Genomic DNA, 22,817 nt, shown 5'->3' with positions numbered 1-22,817 from the left:
CATGAAAACCGCACTAAATCGATGAAATTCGGGCTCGATTTCCCGCATCACGAAACGCACTCAACTCAGACTTTAAGTCGGGCGCCAAAGCTGCATGATCAAGGCGGTTTTTCAGCAGCCTGTTAAGCCAGAGGAGATTACTCTTGAAAGCCATTGCAAAACTGATATCTGCGAGCCTGCTTGGACTCGCGCTGAGTGGCATTACGTTTGCTCAGACACCTGTCGTGGAGTATTACGCATCTCGCGGCAATGCTATTGATCAATATTCAACCAGCGGTGCTTTGGAGCGCACCTATCCACTGACTGGTGCAGATAGCGCAGCTAAGGGCATCGCGTTTGGGCCAGGTGGAATGTATGTTGTACGATCCAGCGTCTGGGGGACGAGCCGAGTCGAAGTCTTTAATGAAGCGAGCACTTTGATTCGCACCTACAGCATGGCGGGTCAGATGAGCGGCTTGGTGACATCCGGCAACTTGCGTTTCGCCCCTGACAAGAAGACTTTCTACGTCTCGGCACTCGACGGCGTGTATCGCTTTCCTGTTTCTGGAACCGCTGGCGAGAAGATTATCGACGTGAGCTCAACCGATGTCGCCGTTATGCCCAACGGCGAATTGCTCGTGGCAGAGAATTACTCGATTTCTCGTTACTCTGCCGACGGCAAGCCCCTGTCCTCAGTTACGACCCTATCTGATCCTCACCGTCTCGCTCCACCCGGCGCATGGCTTGTAAACGTACGTGGCGTGACCTACGACCCCCGCAGTGACACTACATTTGTCACGATGCTCGGGTACTCAGACTTCTATTTCCAACTCATTGCACTTGAAGGCACATCAAATGTCATCAAGGGTAGGACTCAGTTCGGGTACGCGAACACGATGAACTTGACGCCTGACGGCAAACTGCTGGTGGGTAGCTGGACTCAATCGCCCGGCATGTTTTCATTCACTAATACCGTGCCGATGACGTTCACCCAAATCGGTTCCTTGCAAGCTCCGAACGCCAGCTTCGTGACTTCGAAACGCTGGCGCACCCCAAAGTAAGCAACCCTCAGATTACTTTCTTACCTCGGTAACCGCCCTCGACATGGCGCCGCCTTGCCCATTGGTGTGATCAATAGCGCGTTTGCGTGGAAGGTCACACCCCCCGCGCCCTGTCCGCCGCAAACTGCGCGCGGAACTCGGCAAAGCGGCCGGCGTCCAGGGACTCGCGCACCTCGCGCATCAGGTTGAGGTAGTAGTGCAGGTTGTGGATGGTGGCCAGCATGGGGCCGAGCATCTCGCCGCAGCGGTCCAGGTGGTGCAGGTAGGCGCGGCTGAAGCCGCCGTGGTGGCCTGAGCCCTTGCAGGTGTAGCAGCCGCAGCTCTCATCAATCGGGCGGTGGTCGCTTTTGTGGCGGGCGTTGCGGATCTTCAGGTCGCCAAAGCGGGTGAAGAGGTGGCCGTTGCGCGCGTTGCGGGTGGGCATGACGCAGTCGAACATGTCGACCCCGCAGCGCACGCCTTCGACCAAGTCTTCGGGCGTGCCCACGCCCATCAGATAACGGGGTTTGTGGGCGGGTAGGCGGTGCGGGGTGTGCGCCATGATGCGCAGCATTTCGTCTTTGGGCTCGCCCACGCTGACGCCGCCCACGGCATAGCCGGGCAGGTCCATCTCCACCAGGGCCTGCAGAGATTCTTCACGCAGGTTCTCGAACATGCCGCCCTGCACGATGCCGAACAAGGCGTTGGGGTTTTGCAGGCGCTCAAACTCAGTAATGCAACGCTTGGCCCAACGGCGGCTCAGCTCCATGGAGCTGCGGGCTTCTTTTTCGGTGGTGAGGTGGCCCTTGGTTTCGTAGGGCGTGCACTCGTCAAACTGCATGACGATGTCGGAGTTGAGCACCGTCTGGATCTGCATGCTGACCTCGGGCGTCAGGAAGAGCTTGTCGCCGTTAACGGGCGAGGCGAACTTGACGCCCTCTTCGCTGATCTTGCGCATCTCGCCCAGGCTCCACACCTGGAAGCCGCCGCTGTCGGTGAGGATGGGTTTGTCCCAGCGCTCAAAGCCGTGCAGGCCGCCAAAGCTCTGCATGATGTCCAGGCCGGGGCGCATCCAGAGGTGGAAGGTATTGCCTAAAATAATCTGCGCGCCCATGTCATAGAGCGACTGCGGCAGCACGCCCTTGACGGTGCCGTAAGTACCCACCGGCATGAAGATGGGGGTCTCCACCACGCCGTGGTTGAGGGTGAGGCGGCCACGTCGCGCGTGGCCATCGGTCTTGAGCAGGTCGAACTTCAGCATGGGCGCGATTGTCGCCGAGGTGGCCGCCTCGCAATGTCTTGCGAGGTGATCCCAGGTGTTTGCTGACCTGGTGATCGCACCGACCCTGGTGATGGTCTGGATGTGGCATGACGCCAGGGCCTTCGGCTGCTGGTGCCTACGCTACCGGGCTAACACGCCCACCCCATCACTCAGCTCCCGCGACTCTTTGGCCAGGAAGTGGTTCAGCGTGGTTCGGATGGCAGCGATGGCGGCCAGCTTTCCCAGGTCTTCCCAGGTGGGAGACAAGACCGTGGAGAGCACATCCGCCGCCAACTGGAACTCCAAGGCCAAGGCCAGATAGCGGGCCAGGGTCAGGCGGATGCACAGAAAGCGATCAGCCCCTGGAGGGCACACCGGCGCCCAAGCGCTACGCAGGGCCATGACGGCGCCGACGGCGATCACCAGCACGCCCGCAGCTTCGATCAGCAGGCGCAGCCATCGGACGCTCTCCATCAGGACATGCTCTGCCCACTCAAATTCCATGATGTGTTCTTTCGCGGCCCTGGGGGGCCGAACCGAGGGCTGACTCAGGCGCTCAGCGACGCCAGCAGCACATCGGCCGAGCGGCGCGGGCCGTGCGCCTGTGGCAGGCCGCGGCCCACCATCAAGGCACCTTCCAGCGTGCACAAAAAGGCCTCCGCCAACTCGGCAGCGCTGCGCTCGCTGCGCAGGCTGCCCTCCGCCAGACCTTCGGTGAACACCATGCTCAGCCACTCGACGTTGACGCTGAAGAAGCGCTTGACCTGCACCATGATGTCTTCGGGCAGCGAATCGGCTTCGGCCCCCAACATGCCGCAGATGCACAAGCGGCGGCTCTTTTCGTAGGTGGCTTCAAACAGGTCGGCATAGGCCCGCAGGCGGGCCGGAGCCTTGCTGACGGTGCCTTCGATGCGCAGCAGGGACTCCCGAAAGCGATGGGTGTAGCGCTGGGCCACCACCGCCCCCAACTCCATCTTGGACGGAAAGTGGTGGTGGATGCTGGGCTTGCGTATGCCCACGATCTTGGCCACATCCTCGTAGGAGAAGCCGTTGTAGCCCAGGGTCTGGATCAGGCCTTCGGCAGCATCGACGATGCGCTCGGCAGAGGGAGAGAGGTCGGAAAATCGCTTCATGGGAGGCCGGATCGGTGGACGGGACGGGGACCTGGCAGGCTCGTCGACCTCGTGCTCTTCAGCAACGAACCTACCAGTTGTTAGAGAGATTCTGCGGAGCAGGGCCTCGTTCGTCAAGTCCGATGTGGCAGCGGGCCACTGTCACTTGGCCGGGGCTGCTGCCTCAAAGTCACGGGGGCCATCGAAAGTGATGAACCACACACACTCGTCGGACTCACAGGCATCGCCATGGGCCTGACCCGCAGGCTGGTACCAGAAACTGCCTGGCCCCATCTTGGGTGCCAGCTTCTGGTTGCCCTGGGCGCCCCAATGCTTCATGACCCCCTTGATCACCACCAATTGGTAGCTGGCGGTATGGGTGTGCATGGGGAAGACTCCTCGACCCATCTTCATCACGATGGAGGAGGCTTCCCGCTCGGGCTGACCCTTGACGGGTGCGATCTGAGGATTGCCCGCTTGCTTGGGCGAGAAGCTCAAGGACTCAAAGGGCGTCACGATCATGGGCGCGCTGGCAGGAGCCGCGTCGGCCCGCAGAGGGTTGAATGCCACGGCACAGGTCATTGCAGCCAGTGCAATGGCGCGGACAAAAGTGTGGATAGACATGGGTTGCTCCTAGAGGGTTGAGGATGAACAGTTACCGAGAGCCAACCAACTGCTCGGTGCCGGTAGAACCTGGGATGGGCAGCAGGCGGCCCTGCCGCATCAGCACCACCGTGGTGGTCAGCAAGGCCAGCAGCGTGACGTTGGCCACCACAAACAGCAGGGGTGCCAGGATCTGCCACAGGGGCTCCTGCGGTGCCCGAGCCCACATGCGCAAGCTCATGGTGGCCATGGCCATCACGCCGAAGCTGAAGGCCCAGTAGCCGGGCGTCAGTCCGATTTGCGTGGTCCAGGGCAGCAGGCGCACGGCGAGCAAGGCTTGGTAGAGGGCATAACCCAGCAGCATGTGGGCCACCAAGTCTGGCGGGCCCTCGGTCAGCGCGAGGTAACTCAGTCCGCCGACCGCAGCCGGCGCCACCTGAATGCCCTGCAAGGGGCGCAGCGCCTTGTCCAGTTCGGGCTCATGCGCGGCGCGCTGCAAGATTACCGACTCCAGTGCCAGCCAAGACAGCACACCGGCACCAAAGAACAGTGCGCCCAAGGCCGGCATGCCGAAGGCGGCAGAGGCCGTGGCGGCCACAAAGTTTTGCGCCACGGCGGGCAGGTACATGGCCGCCGTGAAGGGGCTTGCAGCCCGCCCGCCTTGCCACAGGCGGCCCCCCCAACCAGAGGCCCAAGGCCAATTGCCCGCCCAGGCTCAAAACCCACAACACCTGCGCCAGTTGCGGCCACAGCGGCTTGAGCGACAGCGCGGCCAGCAGTGTGGAGACAGGCACCAGCGCGGCCATGGCGGACTGCGTGGGGTGATGCAGCTCCTCTTTGGCGGCCAAGGGCTGCTCGCGCCACTTGCGCAGGTAGGCCACCCAGAGCAAGGCCCACAGGGCCAGCCCTGCCAGGCTGGTGCCCAGAGGCCACCAGGCCGGGATGGGCCAGATGACCGCCGCCGCCTGCCACGCCTGCGACCAGGCCAGGGTGCCCACGGCCATGCTGAAGAAGGACAGCGGGATGTAGCGGGTGACGGGCCGTGTCATGGCCGTGGTCTGCTGGGGCTGCATCACCGTGCCGCTCCTTCAGCAACCGTCTGCACGACCGCCTGGGGCGCTTGGGCATAGTGGTGGAACGCCATGGCATAGCTGGCTCGGCCCTGGGACATGGAGCGCAGGGCGGTGGCATAGCCAAACATCTGCGACAGCGGCACCTCGGCGCGAATGAGCTTGCCCAGGCCGCCGGCTTGCTCGTCCATGCCCTGCACCTGGCCGCGCCTGCTGGCCAGGTCTCCCATCACCGCTCCCGCATAGTCTTCGGGGGTTTCCACCTCCACCGCCATGCGCGGCTCCAGCAGCACGGGCCCGGCCCGTCGCAGCGCCTCCTTCAGGCCCAAGGAGGCCGCCATCCGGAAGGCGTGTTCGTTGGAGTCCACCTCGTGGAAGGAGCCAAAGGTCAGCGTGACCTTGAGGTCCACCACGGGGTAGCCCGCCAACACGCCTTGCGGCAGCGCATCCCGAATGCCCTTCTCCACAGCAGGAATGAATTCCCGTGGCACCACCCCGCCCTTGCTGGCGTCCACAAAGGCCACACCGGCACCGGGCGCTTGGGGCTCCACCGTCAGCACCACATGGCCGTATTGGCCTTTGCCGCCCGACTGCCGTACAAAGCGGCCTTCCACGTCTTGAACGGCTTGGCGGATGGTTTCGCGGTAGGCCACCTCGGGCATGCCCACCCGGGCCTCCACGCCAAACTCGCGCTGCAAGCGGTCGACCACGATCTCCAGATGCAGCTCGCCCATGCCAGAGATCAAGGTCTGCCCCGACTCTGCGTCGGTGCGCACCTGCAGAGAGGGGTCTTCGGCCGCTAGGCGGCTCAGGGCCAGGCCCATCTTTTCCTGGTCGGCCTTGGCCTTGGGCTCTACCGCTTGGGAGATCACCGGCTCGGGGATGCTCATTTGCTCTAAGAGGATGGGCGCGCCAGGGTCGCTGAGGGTGTCCCCGGTGCTCACGTCCTTCAGGCCGACCACCGCCGCAATGTCTCCGGCGTAGATGGCCTCAATGTCCTCTCGCTGGTTGGCATGCATGCGCACGATGCGGCCAATGCGCTCGCGCCGCCCCTTGCTCATGTTGAGCACCACATCGCCTTTGCGCAGCACACCCGAGTACACCCGCACAAAGCTCAGTTGCCCCACGTACGGGTCGCTCATCAGCTTGAAGGCCAGCCCAGCAAAGTGCTCGGCGTCGTCTGCCCGACGGCTCTCGGTGTGGGCCTGCTCGTTGCGGCCTTGAACGGCGCCAATGTCTTGGGGCGAAGGCAGAAAGTCGATCACGGCGTCCAGCAGCCGCTGCACGCCCTTGTTCTTGAAGGCCGAGCCCACCAGCATGGGCTGGATCTCACCGGCCAGCGTGCGCAGGCGCAGGCCGCTGACGATGTCAGCCTCACTCAGCGTGCCATGCTCCAGGTAGCGCTGCGTCAGGGCATCGCTGGCTTCGGCGGCGGCTTCGACCATGTGCTCGCGCCACAGCAGCGCGGACTCCAGCATCTCGGGCGGCAGCTCTTCAGTGCGCACGCGGGTGCCTTGGTCGGCGTCGTCCCAGTACAGGGCCTTCATGCTGAGGAGGTCCGCAAGCCCCAGAAAGCCCTCCTCGGCGCCAATGGGCAGCACGACGGGAACGGGGTTGGCCTTCAGGCGCTCCACCATCATCTGGCGCACCCGAAAGAAGTCGGCGCCCACGCGGTCCATCTTGTTCACAAAGGCCAGGCGCGGCACTTTGTACTTGGTGGCCTGCCGCCACACGGTTTCGGACTGCGGCTGCACGCCACCCACGGCGTCGTAGACCATCACCGCGCCGTCGAGCACGCGCATGGAGCGTTCCACCTCGATGGTGAAGTCCACGTGCCCAGGCGTGTCGATGATGTTGAACTGATGTGCCGGGCGAGAGAGGTCCATGCCACGCCAGGAGGTGGTGGTGGCGGCAGAGGTGATGGTGATGCCGCGCTCCTGCTCTTGCACCATCCAATCCATCGTGGCCGCGCCGTCATGCACTTCGCCGAGCTTGTGGTTCACCCCCGTGTAGAACAGGATGCGTTCCGTGATGGTGGTTTTGCCCGCATCGATGTGGGCCGAGATGCCGAAGTTGCGGGTGCGCTCGAGGGGAGTGTGGCGGGTCATGTGACGCTCCGTGGGGAAAGATCAGTGCGGGGTTCGCACACCCTCCGCCCGCCCTGCCGGTGGCCGGCACAGCGGGCGGAGGGTGAGGCTCATCAGGCCTTCAGGCGCTCAGCCAGGGCTTGCGCCAGGGGCGCTGCAGAGGCCGGGCTTTGGCCGGTCATCAAGGGGCCGTCGACGATGACGTTGGCTTCCCAGTTGGCCTTGCTGACGTAGTTGGCGCCGCGGCCCTTCAGCTCGTCTTCCAGAGAGAACAGCAGGTGATGCAGCAGTTCAATCTCGGTGTCTTCGTCGTTCTTGAAGCCGGTCAGGCTGACACCCTTGACCAGGTACTCGCCGTTGGCCTTCTTAACGTCGCGCAGGATGGCCGGTGCGTGGCACACCATGGCGATGGGGCGGTTGGCGGCATGGAAGTCGCGAATGAGCTTGATGGCGAACGAGTCCGAGGCCAGGTCCCACAGCAGGCCGTAGCCGCCAGGGAAGAAGACCGCGTCATAGGTCGTCGCATCAATATTGCGCAGCTTGCGGGTGTGCTTGGCGGCGAACAGGGCCACCGGGTCCTTCAAGAAGCGGTCGGTGTAGTCGGTGGTGAAGGGCACCTTCAGGCTCAACAGGTCGATGGGAGCTTCGCCGCCCTCAGGCGAGGCGAAGACCACTTCGTAGCCGGCTTCGGTCAGGATGTAATAGGGCGCGGCCAGCTCATGGAACCAGGTGCCGGTCTGCTTGCCGCTCAGGCCCATTTCGTCGACGGACGACATCACCAAGAGGACGCGCTTTTGTTTGTTGCCAGTGGGGGTCATTTCAGTTTCCTTTCGAGTGGATGCGTTCAAAGAGGTCAGACGCCGTGCATCCCCGGTGTCGCCTTGGAATCAATCGCTACAAACCTATCAAAAGGTAGGTATTGCGGGTAAATTTTTGCGGCTAAGCTTGGAGCCTGTGGGATCTTTTCCCCGGCTCCGAGCTGTTGCCGCTTTGCAGATTTACTACCGATCAATAGGTAGATAGTTTGCCTGCCTTGTGAAAGCCTGTCAAGGCCTAGGGGCTTTTAAATTCAAGCGGCCAGGCCGCTGTGCAGTAGGCGCCTCAGCACATCCACGTCCGAGATTCGTTCGATGTGCACAGCCAAGGTGGCGTAGCGGTCCCAGTCCGTGGCGTTGTGCAGTTGTTGTGCCAGGCGCTCCTTGAGCAAGCTCTTGGCCAAGGGCAGGTCTTGCAGTTGGAGCGCTGCATCCACCATCAGGTGGTGAAACACGTCCTGCTGCGCATGGCTGGCCCCGAGCTGCTTCACGTCATAGCGCAGCCGTCGCATCAAGCCCAGGAACTGCAAGTGCGCCCCTTTGTAGTAGAGGCTGATGGCCTCAGCCACCGCCAAGGCCAGGCGGCTTTGAGGGTCTTCTCGCTTGGCGTCAGCGCCCATGGCCACCAAGGACATGGCCAAGGCTTGACCGCGCCCGGAGCGCGCCAGCGCCATCGCTTGGTGAGGCGCGGTGAAGGCAATGAGGTGCTGGCCCAGGGTCTGCTCGGCCGAGTCTGCGACGCGTTCCCATCGGTCGCCGACTTGAATGCCTTGAATCTCCAGACGCGCGAGCAGCGAGGCCGCGTTCTGAATGTCCAGATAGAAGCTGCTGGCACCAGGAAGGATCTGTTCATCCCACAGGGTCAGCACCTCGTCATAGCGCCTTTGGGAGAAACGGAACAGGGCCAGATGCCACCAGAGGTGGCCCCTGAACAGATTGAAGTCTTTGAGTTGGCCCGCCACCTCACTGATCATGCGATCGCCCTCTCTGGGGCGGCCTTGCATCTCGTGCACATGGGCCATGGCATGCAATGCCCAGAGGTCGATGGGCTGCACGGCCAGCGCTTGGCGCGCATAGTGAGTGGCCAACTCATACTGACCGGCCTCTTCCAGCGCAAAGGCCAGCGGGCCGAGCATCAGGTTGTAGCCCGGTGTTTTGGGGCTCCAGTGCGGCAGGGCTTGCGTGGCGGCCGCCAGTTGTCGGCGCTTGTCGCCTGTCCAGAACAGCTGTCCGGTGTGCTGGCGGTAGGCCAGCAGATCCAGCGGCCAGCGCAGCAAGATCTCTTCCAGCAGTTGGGCTCGGTCTTTCGAGCGGCCGTCGACCCAGGCTTGCAGCACCTGCATGTGCAGCAGCTCCCGTTGATTGGCCTGGCGCGACAGCTCATTCGCCCGGTTCAGAAAGCGGCGCGCGTCCACCAGACCGGACTTCAGACCGTCGGTCATGAGGGAGTAGCCGCGCAGGATGTGTCCCAGGATGAACTCTGGGGCCTCTTCGAGCAGGGCTTCCAAGCGCGACTGCACACCCGGCCGATACAGGTAGAGGTCCTCCAGCAGCTGGTCGAAGGCCTCCATTTGAGAGCGGCTGATGCCTGTGGCCTCCAGTCCGCGAACGTCTTTAGCGACCGTCATGCCTCAGCCTCCTTGGCGGGCGCGCGCCCGGGCGTCAGCGCCAGATGCCCTTGCTTCAACCACACCTTGGCGCCGCGCCAGCCGGTTCTCGCGCGCAGCACGTCGCCGGGCGGCAGCCGCAGCCAAGACTGCGGCGTGAAAACCTCCCCGCTCTCTGCGAAGCCCCCCTCCAAGACCAAGATCTCGCCGCCCAGGGGCAAGTCCAGCTCAATCTGTGCGTTGGCGGTCCAGACCTCCACGCGAACGTCCTCGCGTCGGTCACGGTACAAGGGGGACACGAGCACGCCAAGGCGCCTGGCATCGGCAATGCGCGCCATGCGTTCAATGTTGAGTTGGGTGTCCGTTCTGTCCTGCGGATCAAACTGCCAGAGCTTGACGAAGAGGATGCAGCCCTCTTCAGAGCCCGGCGTGTGGAAGCTACCGGGCGGGTTGCGCACATACGTGCCGGTGGGGTAGCTGCCGTACTCATCGTGGAACACCCCGTCCAAGACCAGAAACTCCTCCCCACCGCCATGCTGATGGCTTGAGAACTGGCTGCCTGGTTCGTATTTGACGATGGTGGTGGCGCGTGCCACCTCGTCACCCTCACGGTGAAGCATGCGCCTGGACACCCCGGCGGTGGGTGACGGCACCCAAGGCAGGGTCGCGGCATGCACCGCCACCCGTTGGCTGAAGTCTGCGTTGAGCCTCATGTGTCCCTCTGCATCGTCGGTGTGAGGTCGGTTTCTAGAGCTTGGCCCTCGGTGCTGATGAGCACCCCTTCGACCGCCAGCTCAGCGGCCTCTAGGGCGCCCCCGAGGTAGCCGCCAAAGTTCGGCGACCGTTCGGTGCCAGCCAGCCAGAGCCGACTGCTCCAGGGCGCTGGCACCTCTGCGCGGCGATAGCTGGGGTGGTAGGCAAGGGGCCTCTGGTCCGCCGCAGTGGCGGTGTGCGGCTCCCAGGCCCAGTCCTGCACCTCGCTCCAGAGGGGGTGGGCAGCGGCGGCGCCGAACATCCGTGTGAGTTGTGCCAAGCTTTGACGCTTGAGTTCCTCGGGACCAATGGCTCGCCGATAGTCCGAGCTGGCCCCGACGAGTCCAAACAGCGCGGCTTGGCTCCCGGTGCTGTCGCTGGCGTCATGGATCTCCGACAGTGGGCCGCGATGACTGACCGCCGTGCCGGACAAGCCTTGCTCGCGCCAGAAGGGCGTGGCGTAGGCCGCCAAGAACTTGGCCTGCCCCGCCATCCAGGTGGACGTGCGTTTCATGTCCGCCATCAGCGCTTGGGGCCACTCCGGAATCATCGGAACGTCCTGCGCCAAGAGGCGTGGCGGGATGGTGAGAATCACCTGGCGCGCCAGTTGCTGCCAACGCCCACCATCGTCCTGCAGTTCCAGCTCGACCCCGTGGGGACGCAACTTCATGCCCAACAAGGTGGTGTTGAGTTTGATGTGGGTGCGCGCTTCCAGCTGCGCCGCCAGGGCCTCTGTGAGCTGCTGCACGCCCCCCGCAATGCGATGCGAGGGTGGCGCTTGCTCCCAGGTGGTGGGCCGTCGCTGGGGGTTGCCATCAGGCCCTTCGACGACCAGGGCGCCCTCTGAGAACTGCGCAAAGTGGCGCAGGCCCAGCCGCTCGATCAGTGCCAGCATTCGGGGGTTCATGGCGGGCCAGAACCAGGCCGGGCCCATGTCCAGGCGATGGCCTTGCTCGCCCACCGCGTGACTCAACACACGGCCTCCGAGACGCGCTCGGGCCTCCACCAAGACGGTGTCGTGGCCCGCTTTATTGAGCAAGTGGCTGGCGTACAGGCCACTCAGGCCTGCACCAATGATGACGATGGGAAGGGACATACTGCTTTCCTTTCAGCGGGTGTGGGCCGTGGGGCGGATGTTCAACTCCTCCGTCCACACACTGGGTGGCTGCTCGAAGAGATGAAGGTATTGCTCGGCCAGGGCCTCGGGTTCGATCAGGGCGCTATCAGCGTCGGGCTTGAAGCGCTCGGTGGTTTTGGCACTGCGTATCAGTCCGTCGATCACCACATGGGCCACATGAATGCCGTCTGCTGCATGTTCACGGGCCATGGCCTGCGTCAGGCCCCTCAAGGCAAACTTGCTGGCACTGAAGGCAGAGAAGCCGGGCCCGGCCTTCAAGCTGCCGGAGGCACCGCTGAAGATCAAGGTGCCGCCGCCTGTTTTGGCGAGTCGCGGGATGGCAGCCTGCGCGGTGTTGAACGCCGTCAGCACCATGGACTTCCACACCGCCTCCAACGTTTGGGGGCTGGTCTGCATCAGGGGCTGACGATGAAACTGCATGGCGTTGTGGATCACCCCGGCCAAGGGCGGGCAGTGTTGATCTAGGTGCTGAAACAAGCGCTCTACGGCATCAGCGTCCGTCAGGTCCACACCCCAAGGCGAGGGCGCGCTGCGCGAGACCGACACCACGCCGTAGCCCGCAGATTCAAAGCGTGCGCGCAAGGCCTCACCCAGGCCGGCAGCGTGGCCTGCGATCAGCACGGTTCTGTTCTTTGCCATCCGAGTGACTCCTTAGCGAATACATACCTATCACTAGGTTTGTTCTTTGATTCAATTGCTTGCCGATTTTTGAGTGCTCTCGCATTAAGCTGCGCGGTTCAAAAGGGGATGCGACGCAAACAAACCTACTAGTCGGTTTGTATTGTGAGCATGAGAAAGGGGCCTGTCAAGCCCCTTTGCGGTCAGAGTTGGCAGTGTCGGGCTGCGCTTACTTCTGCTTCTTCGCTTCCAGCGACATGATCCACGCCACCACCTTGTTGGCATCGGCTTCACTGATCGCCACCTTGTTGGGCGGCATGGCCAAGCCGCTGACCTTGCCCTTCCAGTGGCTCTCGTAAGGGTTGGAGCCGGTCAGCACGATGTGGGTCAGGCTCTTCTGCGCGTCTTTCTGGCCCTGGTACTTGGCCGAGACATCGCGCCATGCCGGGCCGATGGGGGCCAAGCCGTCTGGGCCTTTGGCGCCGGGCTCGATGTGGTGGCAGGTCATGCAGCCGGCGTTGGTGGCGATCTTGATCGCCTCGCTGGGGCTGGCCGGGGCGGCCCAGGCCGCCGATGTGGCCAGGCTGAGGACCAGGGCGGAGAGTGACAGCGCGTTCTTCATGGTGAGGCTCCTTGGAGTCAATGAGATGGACTCACCATAGAACGCTGCGCAGGCCGAGCTTTGATGCGCGTCAAGCCCCGGCGCCATTTCGCCAGCATGGAACAAGCGGTACAGCCTGCCTGCCACGGTGTGTGGCGGGATGGAGCACCGTGGCTGCTCGCTCAAGCCCGGCGCAAAGCCTCCAGCCTCAGGGCAATGGCTTGCTCCAACTCTGCCAAGCGCTTCAGCGCTTTTTCACGGTCGGCACCTGCGGGCAGGCTGTCGATGGCGGTGCGCAGCAGGGCGCGCTCTTGCATCATCTCCACCTCGTGCGGCACCACGCCGGCATCCTTCAAGATCTTGAAAGGCATGCGCCACTCATCTGGGGTTTGCTCCCAGCCTTCGCTGTGCTGCAGCGGCTGGCCATAGCCCTTGGCGGCGGCCAGCTCGCCGGTCTGCTGCGCTTCTTGCAGCTTGCGTCCGATCTCGTCTTCCAACAGTTCTAGCCTGGGCATGGGGGGCTCCTTTCAAGTAGGGCCTGCAATCGATCCAGATTTTGCTCGTTAGCCGGCACCAAGATGTGCGCTGCCGCCTGGGCAAAAGCGGCGTCGTCAAACACCTGTTGCCAATGCAGCAAGGTGCCCTCCGCCACGGGCTCCAGCGTGATGCTCAGCGTGAACAGCGGGGCGCAGGTGTGGCGGACCACCACCTGCCGGTTGGGCTCGATGTGCTGGAACACCGACTCATTGGCATAGACGGTGCCGTCCGGCCCGATCATGTCAAACAACCAACGCCCGCCGGGCTGGACCTCACACACGGCAAAACGGTTGCTGAAGCCCGCCGGGCCCCACCAACGCGCCAGGCGCTCGGGCGTGGTGAGGGCCGCAAACACGGCCTCGGGCCTTGCAGGCAAGGTGCGTGTGTTGGTGAAGGTGTCCATGGGCTCAGTCTCTCAGTTTTCAGGGGCCACCACCAGCACGGTGCGGTTGCGGTCTTCCACCACCCAGAGGCGGCCTTGGCTGTCCACCGTGGCCCCGGCGGGGGTGCCGCGCGGGCGAAGGCCGGGATGCTCGTCCCAGTCACTGAGCAAGTCTTCGCGGGCGCCTTGTGGATGGCCTTTGGCGTCCAAGCGCCAGGCGACGATGCGGTGGCCTTCAGCCCGGTAGCCATGCCACACGGCCAGCAGCTTGCCCGCCCAGGGGCTGTTCGGGCTGGCGGGCGGGGCCAGCAACTGCAGCGGCGCCACATGCGCGGGCCAGGCCATGGCCGGGGCTTTGTAGGGGGCGGCGTCGCAGCGCGCACGGCCTTCATAGCCCTTGGCCACCACGCTGCGGCCTTTGGCGTCCGTCACGCAATAGGGCCAGCCGTGGTGCGAGCCGCTCTGCAGCAGGTTCAACTCCTCAGCCGGCGCTTTGGGGTCGTTGTAGTCCACCGAGTTCTCGGCCTGCCAGACCCGCCCGCCCGGCAGCGCCACTAGGCCCAATGAATTGCGCAGGCCGACCGCAAAGGGCTTGAAGGATTGCAGCGCGCCGGTGGCGCTGAGCCGGGCTTCGTAGACCGCAGCGCGGGGCTTGTCGCCCTCTAGCTCCGGGCAGGACATGGGCTGCTGGCCTTGAGGGTTGCGGCAAGCATCGGTGGCTGAGCCCATGTTGACGTAGAGCTGGCCCTCCGGCCCGAAGACGATTTCCTTGAGCGGGTGCGCGCCTTGGTCGGGCAGACCCATCAGCAGGTTGTCACGTTCGACCTTGGCCCCCACCGGCGTGCGCCACAGGCTGCCCGCCTCGCCAATATAGATGCGGCCATCCGGCCCCTTGGCCAGGCCATGCGGGCGGTCCAGCCCCTCGGCCAGCACGGTGACACGCCCTGCGGTGCCGGGCTGGCCGCTGGTGCGCAGCTCCAGCAAGCGGCCACGGCGGGGCTCCCAGTTGCCCATGTCGGTGATCCAAAAACGGCCCGGCGCCACCTCCAGCAATCTGCGCGGCATGCGCAGGCCGTCGCGGGCGTCAGCCACCAGGCCCACACACCAACCTTTGGGCGCGGTGATGGCCAAGCGCGCGTAGCCCGCGCATTGGCCGGAGGGGACATAGGCGGTAGGCGCCGCCTGAGCGGCGGTCACGCCTCCAAGCGCAGCCAGACAAAGCACTTGCCCCAGCAAGAGAGACTTGTTTTGCATGCCCGCCATGATCGCACCACCTCGCCCCATTCAAAACACACTGCGCGTTTGACACTAGACCGACTGGTCTATAGACTGCCGCGCCATGACCTCCACCGACCTGGGAACCCGAGACCGCTTGGTGCGCGCCATGTCCCAGGCGTTGCAGCAGCGCGGCCTGCATGGCGTGGGGCTCAATGAGCTGCTGGCCCAGGCCCAAGCGCCCAAGGGCGTGCTGTATCACCACTTCCCGGGTGGCAAGACCGAGCTGGCTGTGGCGGCCATTGAGGCCACCGTGGCCCACATCACCCGCGCGCTGGATGAGCTCTTGGCCCAACAGGCCGACCCGCTGCCCATGCTGCGCGGCTGGTTTGCGGCCGGGCTCAAGCAACTAGAGCGCGGCCAGTTTGAGCGGGGCTGCCCGCTGGCCACGGTGGCGCTGGAGTCCACCGCCCAAGACACCGCCTTGCGCCAGGCCTTGGCCCAAGGCTTTGCTGCCATCCGCGAGCGCATTGCGCTGCTCTTGGCACGCGGCGGTCTGCCCGCGCCCCAGGCCCAGCGCTTGGCCGCGCTGGTGGTCTCCACCTATGAAGGCGCACTGCTGCAAGCCCGCGTGGCCGGCCACGCTGGCCCCATGGCCGACAGCGCCGCCGCCTTGCTGGACTTGCTCGACACCCTGATACCACCCACCCCATGAGCAGCACTGTTGAGGCGCAAGCCTTTACCCTCCCAGCCACCGACGGCTATGCCCTGGCCGCCACGCGCTACCCCGCCACTGGGCACAAGCGGGGCCACTTGGTGGTGGCCCCCGCCACCGCCGTGCCGCAGCGCTTTTATCGCCGCTTCGCAGAGCACGCCGCCTCCCGCGGCTTGGAGGTCTGGACGCTGGACTACCGGGGCATTGGCGGCTCCAAGCCCGCCACGCTGCGCGGCTTTGAGATGGACTACCTGGACTGGGCCGAGAAGGACCTGGCCGCGCTGGTAGCCCAGGTGCCGAAAGATGCGCCACTGTATTGGGTGGGCCATTCCTTTGGCGGCCATGCGTTGGGCCTGATGCCCGAGCCCGAGCGGGTGCAAGCCGCCTGCTTTTTTGGCGTGGGGGCTGGCTGGCACGGCTGGATGCCGCGCCTGGAGCGCCTGCGGGTGTGGATGATGTGGCATGTGCTGGGGCCGCTGATGACCCGCTGGAAAGGCTATTTGCCCTGGAGCCTGCTGGGCATGGGTGAAGACCTGCCCCTGGGCGTCTATCGCGACTGGCGCCACTGGTGCCACTTCCCGCGCTACTTTTTTGACGACCCGGCTCGGCCCGAAATGGCCCAGCGCTTTGCGCAAGTGCGCACGCCCATCTTGGCCTACAACGCGCTGGACGACCTCTGGGCCCTGCCCCGCTCGCGCGAGGCCTTCATGGCGGGTTACAGCCAAGCGCCCTGGCGCGGCCAAGACCTAGACCCGCACCTGAGCCACGGCCACATTGGCCACATGGGCTACTTCCGCCCGCAGGCGCAAAGCCTGTGGGACGACTGTTTGAACCACTTGATCGGAGCACCAGATGGGCATGGATCTGCAGCGCTTTAACGAGATCGGCCGCCAAGTGCTGCCCGGTTATCTGGGCATCGTCATCACCCACGTCGAAGGCCCCGAGGTGCGGGGCGAGCTGACGGTGCGCCCGCAACTGATGGCGCCCAATGGCTTTTTGCATGCCGGCTCACTGGTGACCTTGGCCGACACCTGCGCCGGCTATGGCTGCGCTGCCAACCTGCCCGAAGGCGCCACCGGCTTCACCACGATTGAGCTGAAGTCCAACCACCTGGGCACCGCCCGCGACGGCACCGTGGAGTGCGTGGCCCGCGCCGTGCACCTGGGCGGCAGCACGCAAGTCTGGGACGCCACCGTGACCCACCGCGAAAGCGGCAAAACGCTGGTGATGTTTCGCTGCACGCAGATGGTGCTGCGAGCGCGCTGAAGACTCATCGAAACGGGCTCATTCCGTTTCCAAATCATTCGGGTCTAGGCGCGGAGCCGAAGACAGTGCTTTAGCACGGCGAGGCGACGCAACAACGACCCGGATGATTTAGAAGCGGAATCAGGCGGCCGACCAGCGCTCTTGCGCCAGGGACAAGGACCACCACAACCACAAGCCCACGGGCACGGCCAGCGCCAGCAGCGGCTCCAGCCACTGGGTGGTGAAGCGCGGGTCGGCCAAAGCCGCAGGCTGCTGAGCCAGCACACCCCACCAAGCCGCTGCCGCTTGCCATTGCGGCCAGAGCGCGGCCACACACAGCAAAAGAAACGCCAGCCCCAGGCTGTTGAGCACCGGGCGCCAAAAGGCGGTGCCCCAGCGCGACGGCACAGCGGGGGCCGCAGCGGCCAGCGGCGCCGTGGCGGGCAAGGTGCGCAGCACGGCGTCGGTGAAGCCGTCGTCAGCGGGTTCGTCTGCCTGCGCGGCTTGCTGCAGCAGGCCGTCTAGCCAATCGTCGCGCTTTGTCATGTCGCATCTCCTGAGGGTGTGGGCGCCCAGGCGGCCAAGATGGTTTGCAGTTTGGCACGGCCGCGCAGCACATGGGTCTTGACGGTGCCCAAGGGCCAGCCCAGCACTTCGGCCGCCTCGCTGTGCGAGAACTCGGCCATGCAGCAACACACCACCGCGTCGCGCTCGGCCGGGCTGAGTTGCATCAAGGCCTTTTGCACATCCAGGCTCATGGCCACGGATCGGGCCAGCGGCGCGCCTGCCGAGGCCGTCGCCTCGTCGTGTTCTGGCAGCGGCTCGCTGGCGGCCACCAACTGGCTTTCGGCCCGCCGACGGTGTTGCAGAAATTCGTTGTAGGCCAAGCGGTAGAGCCAGGTGCGCACCTGCGCGTCGCCCCGAAAGCCGGGCAGCGCTTGCCACGCGCGCAGGCAGGCCTCTTGCGCCAGCTCGTCAGCCAGGGCCACTTGGCCGCCACACAGCCGCCGCAACAGCGCGCGCAACGGACCTTGGTGGCGCCGGATCAGCTGCGCAAAAGCCGTGCGGTCGCCGTGGCGCTGCACCTGCTGCACCCAGGCCAAATCCTGGGCGGCGGCGTCGCGGTGGGTCACCAGCGTCTGGCCGCGATCAAGCCTTGTCGCGCTCCATGCGCCACAGCAAGAGCAGCGCAATACCAATGAACAGCGGGATGCAGCCGATGGACCACAACCAACTGCCGGGCTGCATCACCGAGAACATCAGGATCAAGCCCAAACCCACGGCCGTGTTGATGGCGCCGCCGCGCAGGTTGGCAGCCGGTGTCCAACCACCGGGCTTGGCTTCGCGCAGTTGCGCGTTCAACAGTTCGGGCGGGATGGGCTGGCCGCGCTCGGCCAGTTGGCGCACGGTTTCATGCATCAGTTGCTCACGCGCCATCTTCATGCGGATGCCCGCCACGATGGCGACAATGGGAATGCATATCGCAATGATGGGAATCATCAAGCCAAACAGGTGCTTCAAGGTGTCCGGTCCCATGGTCTTCTCCTCAGTCAGTAGGGTGATGATGACTTGGATGCGGGCGGACACCCGATTGGATTCAGATTGACGAAAAAAATGGCGCCGCAGCGCCACAGGTTCATCTCGCTGCGTCGAGCGCCAGCTTCAGATAGTCCGCCAGATGCTTGTCCGCGATATCACTCATGGTGCGAAGCTTGATGTGACGCCGCCCTTTGCCCGCGCCTTCCAGGCAGCCGTGAGGGTCGACGATGGCAGCGCCGCTGCCGAACTCCACCGAGACATGCTGCTTGTAGGCAAACACGCCGGCAAAGGAGGTGCCCTCCACGGCAAAGAGGATGCCACCGTACTTCAGCTCTTCTTGGGTGGCCCCCAAAGTGGCGGGCACCAAGGCGCGGACGGCCTGCACCAGGGTATGAGCCTCTTCGCTGAGCAGGCGAATGTCTTCGAGCAGAGTGGGGATGGATTTGGCGGCCATGGTGGCCAGAGTGTATGCCTTCAGGCTGAGCAAGTCAGCGCCAAGCCCCGCAAGGCTAGGCCTTCAAACTGCGTTTGCCAAGTCTGCCCGGCCTCAAAGGGCTCGGCGGCGCACAGCGTGCCCGTGGTGATGATCTCGCCCGCCTGCAAGGGGGGCGCGTCGGGCTGCTGGGCCAGCACCAGCACCAAGGCTGCCAGCGCCTGCAGGGGGCTGCCCATCACGCGCTCGGGCGTGCCGGTGGCGCGCAGTTGCCCATCGCAGCACAGCGGCACGCTGAACTGGGCCAGCGCAGCCACCGGGTCTGCGCCCAGGCTGTCCAAGGGCTGCCAGGGGGCGACCAGCAAGGCCGCATGGCAGGCGCCGGTGGCGATGCTGTCGGCGGGGCTATGCGTCCAGTCGGGGAAGGGGGAGGTGACGATCTCTAGGCCGTGGGCCACCGCCTCAATGCTGGCCAGCACGTCGGCCAGGGCCGCACTGCGGGGTGCATGGCGCAGGCGGAACACCACTTCGGGTTCCAGCTTGGGGGCCACCCAAGCGCCGATCGCCAGCGTGGCCTCGTGGCTGGATAGGAGCTGCACCGTGTGGGCATAGAGCGGTGCCCATAAAGGCGCGGTGATGCCCGCAGGCCAGCCCGCCGGGTAAGTCAGCCCCAGCTTGCGGCCCACCGGGTGGTGGCCCAGCGCCAGATGCCCCTGATGCAGATGCTGGGCCACGGTATAGGCTTGGTCCAGGCTCAGCCCTTCGGGGCGGGTGCTCAGCAGCGGGATGGGCCGCCGGGTTTGGGCGGCGGCCAAGACTTCGCCCGCCAGGGTCTTCAAGCGCTCAGTCATGGACGCTGCGGTTCAACACCATCGCATCGCCATAGCTGAAGAAGCGGTAGCGGGCTTCGATGGCGTGGCGGTAGAGGGCCATCACCTGCTCGTAGCCTGCGAAGGCGCTGACCAGCATCATCAAGGTGCTCTTGGGCAAGTGGAAGTTGGTGACCAAGGTGTCCACCACGCGGAAGTTGAAGCCCGGGGTGATGAAGATCTCGGTCTCGCCGCTGCAGGCGCGGGCAATGTGGCGGGCCTGGCCTTGGGGGTCGGTCATGGCTGCAGCGCTTTCCAGCGCGCGCAGCGCGGTGGTGCCCACAGAGACGACACGGCCGCCGCGAGCGCGGGCGGCGTGGATGGCCTGCACCGTGGCCTCGGGCACCTCGAACCACTCGCTGTGCATGCGGTGCTCGCTGATCTGCTCGACCCGCACCGGCTGGAAGGTGCCCGCCCCCACATGCAGGGTGACGCTGGCGCGCTGCACACCGCGCTCATCCAGCGCGGCCAAGAGTGCCTCGTCAAAATGCAGGGCAGCGGTGGGCGCGGCCACAGCACCGGGCGCGCGGGCGAACACGGTCTGGTAGCGGCGCTCGTCGTCAGCGTCGTCGGCATGTTCGATGTAGGGCGGCAGCGGCACGTGGCCAAAGGCCTCCAGCAGCGCAAAGGGGTCGCCCTCAAAGCGCAGATGGAACAAGCCACCATCCGGCCCACAGCGGCCCAGCACCTCGGCGTCGAAGCCGGGGGTGGGGGCCTGGCTCGCCAGCGCGCCGCCAAGCTCTGGGCCTTCGCCCGCCGGGGCGTCGGAGGGGTCGGAGCCGCCGGGCGCCTTTTTGTCCGCAAAGAAGCGCACGATGCTGCCCGGCCGGGGGGACTTACTGGCCCGCAGATGGGCCCAAACCTCGCGCGGTGTGCCGCCCGGCTCGGTGGGTGGCAGCACGCGCTCGACCAAGGCTTCGACGCTGCCGCCGGTCGGTTTCTCGCCAAACAAGCGGGCTTTGATGACGCGGGTGTCGTTGAAGATCAGCAAGTCACCCGGGGCCAACAAGCTGGGCAGTTGGCGAAACACCAAGTCTGCAGGCAGGCGTCCCCGGCCGTCCAGCAAGCGCGAGGCACTGCGCTCTGCGGCGGGGTGCTGAGCGATCAGCTCTTGAGGGAGGGTGAAATCAAAGTCGGCGACGGTGAAAGCGTGGCCGGGCGGCAAGGTGCGTGGCATAGCGGTGTTGCCGGCCAACCCCTCGAAAGCCTCGCAGCGGGCTTTCAAAAGCCCGTGCGGCAGGGTGCTCGAAAGGCTGGACCGACCTGTATCGAGAAGGCCTCATTTTCCCACAGACGCTGTCCAAGCACAGCGCAAAAAGTCATGCCCCGCCCCGCATCAGGGTGAGCGGCCGTGGGCCTGGATTTCTGCCGCCCACGCCCAAGCTCGCCCTGGGGTTTCTACGGGGATGATTGGTGCGAGAAGCTCCCAGAGGAACAATCACCAGATGTCCCCCTTCAAGGAGTGAAGATGCCCAAAGCCCCCAAAACCTGGGCTCAGAAACGGCTGGCGAAGCCGCCGCATGTGGTGACCCTGGACAAGGACTTTGCCGGTGTTCCCGCTGGGTCGCGGCTGCTGATCTCTTGCCCTGTCGAGCTAGAGAACTATTTGCGCCAGCACGTGCCCAGCGGAAGCACCAAGGAGATCCAACAAGTGCGCCGGGAGTTGGCCTCCCTGCACGGCGCCGATGCCACCTGTCCGGTGTCGACGGCCATCTTCCTTCGCATCGTGGCGGAGGCCGCCTGGGACGAGCTTGAAGGCGGCCGATCGGTGGCGGAGGTCGCTCCGTTTTGGCGGGTCGTCGACCCCCGCTCGCCTCTGGCCAAGAAACTGAGGGCCGGCAGCCAATGGATAGAACAACAGCGGCTGGCAGAGTTATCAGCGGCGGGCTGACGCCTTGGGGCTCCGTGGCCCCCTCACTGCCCTTTCGGCGGCTGCCACAGCTCTAGGGAAGCTCTGCATAAATCGGGACGAGGCCGGGTAGTGCGGATCGGGATGGGATGCAAGGCGCTGTTTGACGCCAATAGCCGTAGCTATTGGCGAGGACTGCAACGCCGCAGACCGCCCGAGCCCGCGCTAGCCCGGACCGGCCTGAGCACAGGCCTCAGCCGACCTTAGCGCACCGACGTTTCGGCCCGATGCTGCTGGTCAGAGTGGTCCCAGGCCCAGGCCAGTGCAAAGCTGGTGCCCAGCACCACAACCAAGAGGGTGACGATTCGGGCAGCGAGGCGCATGGCGGTCATGGTGAGCAGCAGAGCTTGGGGGGAAGGACACCGGGAGAGGTGTGGTCTGGGGCGCGATTGTGGGTGGCGTGTTGCTGTCTGTCGCTCAGGGTGAAGCGCAGAACGCAAAGTCTTTCACCCACTGTGGCGCGAGTGTCACAGCGCCGTTTCATTGCACACGCTCCGGTGCGCAGCTTTGCCTCCAGACGCGCTGCAGCAAGGGTGCGATCATCGCGTCATCAACCACCCTGCGCCCATCATGCTCCGCCTGCACTATTACCCCAGCACCGCCAGCTTCGCTCCCCACATCCTGTTGGAGGAGCTGGGCGTGCCCTATGAACGCGTGTTGGTGGACCGAGAGAACAACCGGCACAAGTCGGCCGAGTACCTCAAGCTCAACCCGAACGGCTTGATTCCGGTGCTCGAAGAGGGCGACTTGGTGCTGTATGAAACGGCCGCCATCTTGCTGCACCTGGCCGACACCCATGCGGCCGCGCACCTGGCCCCACCCATGAGCAGCGCCGAGCGCGGTGAGTTCTACAAATGGCTGGTCTGGCTGACCAACACGCTGCAAGCCCACCTGATCGTCTACTTTTATCCCGAGCGCTGGGTCGCGCCCGGCAATGTGGCCGGGGCTGCCGAGGTCAAGGCCCAGGCCGAGGCCCGGGTGGGAGAGTTGCTGAACCAATTGGAGGCCCAGCTGGCCGATGGCCGCCCCTGGCTGCTGGGCCAGACCTACAGCGCCGTCGACCCCATGGCCTTCATGCTGTGCCGCTGGACGCGCCACTTCAGCCGCCCGGCACGCAGCCTGCCGCACCTGGGCGCTTACCTGCAACGCATGCTGGCGCGGCCAGCGGTGCAGCGGGCCATTGCCAACGAGGCCCTGCCGCAGCCTTGGGTCTGAGGTGTCACCTCGGTGCTGGACAGTCCACCGGCACCGCTTCAATACTGGCGTTCACCGTCACGCTGCTTGAAAGC

The 22,817-nt window shown here is 65.0% G+C and carries 28 protein-coding genes; 6 read left to right on the top strand and 22 right to left on the bottom strand.

Features of this window, described 5'->3' with window-relative positions; all coding sequences use genetic code 11:
• Positions 1-143: 143 nt before the first annotated feature.
• Positions 144-1,040, top strand: a complete 897-nt coding sequence (locus ACIQ3Q_RS15510; RefSeq protein ID WP_396270068.1) for a hypothetical protein — start codon at positions 144-146, stop codon at positions 1,038-1,040.
• A gap of 94 nt (positions 1,041-1,134) precedes the next feature.
• Here ACIQ3Q_RS15510 and tgt read toward each other — a convergent pair whose 3' ends face one another.
• The 16 genes from tgt to ACIQ3Q_RS15430 form a co-directional block, all read right to left on the bottom strand.
• Positions 1,135-2,280, bottom strand: a complete 1,146-nt coding sequence (gene tgt, locus ACIQ3Q_RS15505; protein ID WP_396270067.1) for a tRNA guanosine(34) transglycosylase Tgt — start codon at positions 2,278-2,280, stop codon at positions 1,135-1,137.
• A 141-nt stretch (positions 2,281-2,421) separates the two neighbouring features.
• Entirely contained in the window at positions 2,422-2,784 is a 363-nt protein-coding gene (locus ACIQ3Q_RS15500; RefSeq protein WP_396270066.1) for a DUF1622 domain-containing protein, read from the bottom strand.
• A 44-nt stretch (positions 2,785-2,828) separates the two neighbouring features.
• Positions 2,829-3,413, bottom strand: a complete 585-nt coding sequence (locus tag ACIQ3Q_RS15495; RefSeq protein ID WP_396270065.1) for a TetR/AcrR family transcriptional regulator — start codon at positions 3,411-3,413, stop codon at positions 2,829-2,831.
• Positions 3,414-3,554: 141 nt separating this feature from the next.
• Positions 3,555-4,016 carry a DUF4437 domain-containing protein gene (locus tag ACIQ3Q_RS15490; RefSeq protein WP_396270064.1) on the bottom strand — a complete coding sequence of 154 codons (462 nt, stop codon included), beginning with the start codon at positions 4,014-4,016 and terminating at the stop codon, positions 3,555-3,557.
• 31 nt (positions 4,017-4,047) lie between these two features.
• A complete protein-coding gene (locus tag ACIQ3Q_RS15485; protein ID WP_396270071.1) occupies positions 4,048-4,593 on the bottom strand; it encodes a hypothetical protein in 546 nt (181 codons plus the stop codon).
• Positions 4,475-5,068, bottom strand: a complete 594-nt coding sequence (locus ACIQ3Q_RS15480; protein ID WP_396270069.1) for a hypothetical protein — start codon at positions 5,066-5,068, stop codon at positions 4,475-4,477. Before ACIQ3Q_RS15480 ends, ACIQ3Q_RS15485 begins: the two co-directional genes overlap by 119 nt.
• Positions 5,068-7,173, bottom strand: coding sequence for an elongation factor G (gene fusA / locus ACIQ3Q_RS15475; RefSeq protein ID WP_396270063.1), 2,106 nt, complete (start codon positions 7,171-7,173; stop codon positions 5,068-5,070). The genes ACIQ3Q_RS15480 and fusA overlap by 1 nt, the downstream gene beginning before the upstream one ends.
• Positions 7,174-7,265: 92 nt before the next feature.
• On the bottom strand, positions 7,266-7,970 hold the full coding sequence (locus tag ACIQ3Q_RS15470; protein WP_396270062.1) for a type 1 glutamine amidotransferase domain-containing protein: 705 nt from the start codon (positions 7,968-7,970) through the stop codon (positions 7,266-7,268).
• A gap of 251 nt (positions 7,971-8,221) precedes the next feature.
• A complete protein-coding gene (locus ACIQ3Q_RS15465; protein WP_396270061.1) occupies positions 8,222-9,595 on the bottom strand; it encodes a tetratricopeptide repeat protein in 1,374 nt (457 codons plus the stop codon).
• The gene (locus ACIQ3Q_RS15460) at positions 9,592-10,287 is read right to left on the bottom strand and encodes a cupin domain-containing protein (protein WP_396270060.1); all 696 of its coding nucleotides are present in this window, start codon (positions 10,285-10,287) and stop codon (positions 9,592-9,594) included. The genes ACIQ3Q_RS15465 and ACIQ3Q_RS15460 overlap by 4 nt, the downstream gene beginning before the upstream one ends.
• Positions 10,284-11,423, bottom strand: coding sequence for a flavin monoamine oxidase family protein (locus ACIQ3Q_RS15455; RefSeq protein ID WP_396270059.1), 1,140 nt, complete (start codon positions 11,421-11,423; stop codon positions 10,284-10,286). Before ACIQ3Q_RS15455 ends, ACIQ3Q_RS15460 begins: the two co-directional genes overlap by 4 nt.
• Positions 11,424-11,435: 12 nt before the next feature.
• Positions 11,436-12,104, bottom strand: a complete 669-nt coding sequence (locus tag ACIQ3Q_RS15450) for an SDR family NAD(P)-dependent oxidoreductase (RefSeq protein WP_396270058.1) — start codon at positions 12,102-12,104, stop codon at positions 11,436-11,438.
• Positions 12,105-12,312: 208 nt separating this feature from the next.
• Positions 12,313-12,705 carry a c-type cytochrome gene (locus tag ACIQ3Q_RS15445; RefSeq protein ID WP_396270057.1) on the bottom strand — a complete coding sequence of 131 codons (393 nt, stop codon included), beginning with the start codon at positions 12,703-12,705 and terminating at the stop codon, positions 12,313-12,315.
• Between the two features lie 161 nt (positions 12,706-12,866).
• Entirely contained in the window at positions 12,867-13,199 is a 333-nt protein-coding gene (locus ACIQ3Q_RS15440; RefSeq protein WP_396270056.1) for a DnaJ family domain-containing protein, read from the bottom strand.
• Complete coding sequence (locus ACIQ3Q_RS15435) at positions 13,187-13,624, bottom strand: SRPBCC domain-containing protein (protein WP_396270055.1); 438 nt, start codon at positions 13,622-13,624, stop codon at positions 13,187-13,189. The genes ACIQ3Q_RS15440 and ACIQ3Q_RS15435 overlap by 13 nt, the downstream gene beginning before the upstream one ends.
• A gap of 12 nt (positions 13,625-13,636) precedes the next feature.
• Positions 13,637-14,857 carry a PQQ-dependent sugar dehydrogenase gene (locus tag ACIQ3Q_RS15430; RefSeq protein WP_396270054.1) on the bottom strand — a complete coding sequence of 407 codons (1,221 nt, stop codon included), beginning with the start codon at positions 14,855-14,857 and terminating at the stop codon, positions 13,637-13,639.
• 85 nt (positions 14,858-14,942) lie between these two features.
• On the opposite strand from ACIQ3Q_RS15430, the gene ACIQ3Q_RS15425 reads away from it, so the two are divergent.
• From ACIQ3Q_RS15425 to ACIQ3Q_RS15415, 3 genes are read left to right on the top strand one after another with little or no spacing between them, the layout of a single operon-like run.
• Positions 14,943-15,533, top strand: a complete 591-nt coding sequence (locus tag ACIQ3Q_RS15425; RefSeq protein WP_396270053.1) for a TetR/AcrR family transcriptional regulator — start codon at positions 14,943-14,945, stop codon at positions 15,531-15,533.
• Positions 15,530-16,411, top strand: coding sequence for an alpha/beta fold hydrolase (locus tag ACIQ3Q_RS15420; protein WP_396270052.1), 882 nt, complete (start codon positions 15,530-15,532; stop codon positions 16,409-16,411). The genes ACIQ3Q_RS15425 and ACIQ3Q_RS15420 overlap by 4 nt, the downstream gene beginning before the upstream one ends.
• A complete protein-coding gene (locus ACIQ3Q_RS15415; RefSeq protein ID WP_396270051.1) occupies positions 16,386-16,799 on the top strand; it encodes a PaaI family thioesterase in 414 nt (137 codons plus the stop codon). Before ACIQ3Q_RS15420 ends, ACIQ3Q_RS15415 begins: the two co-directional genes overlap by 26 nt.
• A gap of 120 nt (positions 16,800-16,919) precedes the next feature.
• On the opposite strand, the gene ACIQ3Q_RS15410 is transcribed toward ACIQ3Q_RS15415, so the two are convergent.
• The 6 genes from ACIQ3Q_RS15410 to queA all read right to left on the bottom strand — a co-directional run bounded on the left by ACIQ3Q_RS15410 (position 16,920) and on the right by queA (position 20,796).
• Entirely contained in the window at positions 16,920-17,324 is a 405-nt protein-coding gene (locus ACIQ3Q_RS15410) for a hypothetical protein (protein WP_396270050.1), read from the bottom strand.
• Positions 17,321-17,911, bottom strand: coding sequence for an RNA polymerase sigma factor (locus ACIQ3Q_RS15405; RefSeq protein WP_396270049.1), 591 nt, complete (start codon positions 17,909-17,911; stop codon positions 17,321-17,323). Before ACIQ3Q_RS15405 ends, ACIQ3Q_RS15410 begins: the two co-directional genes overlap by 4 nt.
• A gap of 16 nt (positions 17,912-17,927) precedes the next feature.
• The gene (locus ACIQ3Q_RS15400) at positions 17,928-18,314 is read right to left on the bottom strand and encodes a DUF6249 domain-containing protein (RefSeq protein ID WP_396270048.1); all 387 of its coding nucleotides are present in this window, start codon (positions 18,312-18,314) and stop codon (positions 17,928-17,930) included.
• A 100-nt stretch (positions 18,315-18,414) separates the two neighbouring features.
• Positions 18,415-18,771, bottom strand: a complete 357-nt coding sequence (locus ACIQ3Q_RS15395) for a DUF1801 domain-containing protein (RefSeq protein WP_396270047.1) — start codon at positions 18,769-18,771, stop codon at positions 18,415-18,417.
• A gap of 20 nt (positions 18,772-18,791) precedes the next feature.
• A complete protein-coding gene (locus ACIQ3Q_RS15390; protein WP_396270046.1) occupies positions 18,792-19,601 on the bottom strand; it encodes a 2-keto-4-pentenoate hydratase in 810 nt (269 codons plus the stop codon).
• Positions 19,594-20,796 carry a tRNA preQ1(34) S-adenosylmethionine ribosyltransferase-isomerase QueA gene (queA, locus tag ACIQ3Q_RS15385; RefSeq protein WP_396270045.1) on the bottom strand — a complete coding sequence of 401 codons (1,203 nt, stop codon included), beginning with the start codon at positions 20,794-20,796 and terminating at the stop codon, positions 19,594-19,596. The genes ACIQ3Q_RS15390 and queA overlap by 8 nt, the downstream gene beginning before the upstream one ends.
• A 291-nt stretch (positions 20,797-21,087) precedes the next feature.
• On the opposite strand from queA, the gene ACIQ3Q_RS15380 reads away from it, so the two are divergent.
• Positions 21,088-21,510 (top strand): hypothetical protein, encoded by a 423-nt coding sequence (locus tag ACIQ3Q_RS15380; RefSeq protein WP_396270044.1) that lies wholly within the window; start codon positions 21,088-21,090, stop codon positions 21,508-21,510.
• Between the two features lie 588 nt (positions 21,511-22,098).
• A complete protein-coding gene (locus tag ACIQ3Q_RS15375; protein ID WP_396270043.1) occupies positions 22,099-22,743 on the top strand; it encodes a glutathione S-transferase family protein in 645 nt (214 codons plus the stop codon).
• Positions 22,744-22,817 lie beyond the last annotated feature (74 nt).

The organism is Ideonella sp. (genome assembly GCF_044358605.1).
Lineage (GTDB): Bacteria > Pseudomonadota > Gammaproteobacteria > Burkholderiales > Burkholderiaceae_C > Ideonella.
The sequence above is the reverse complement of the archived record's forward strand: the minus strand, read 5'-3'. Positions and strand labels throughout refer to the sequence as shown.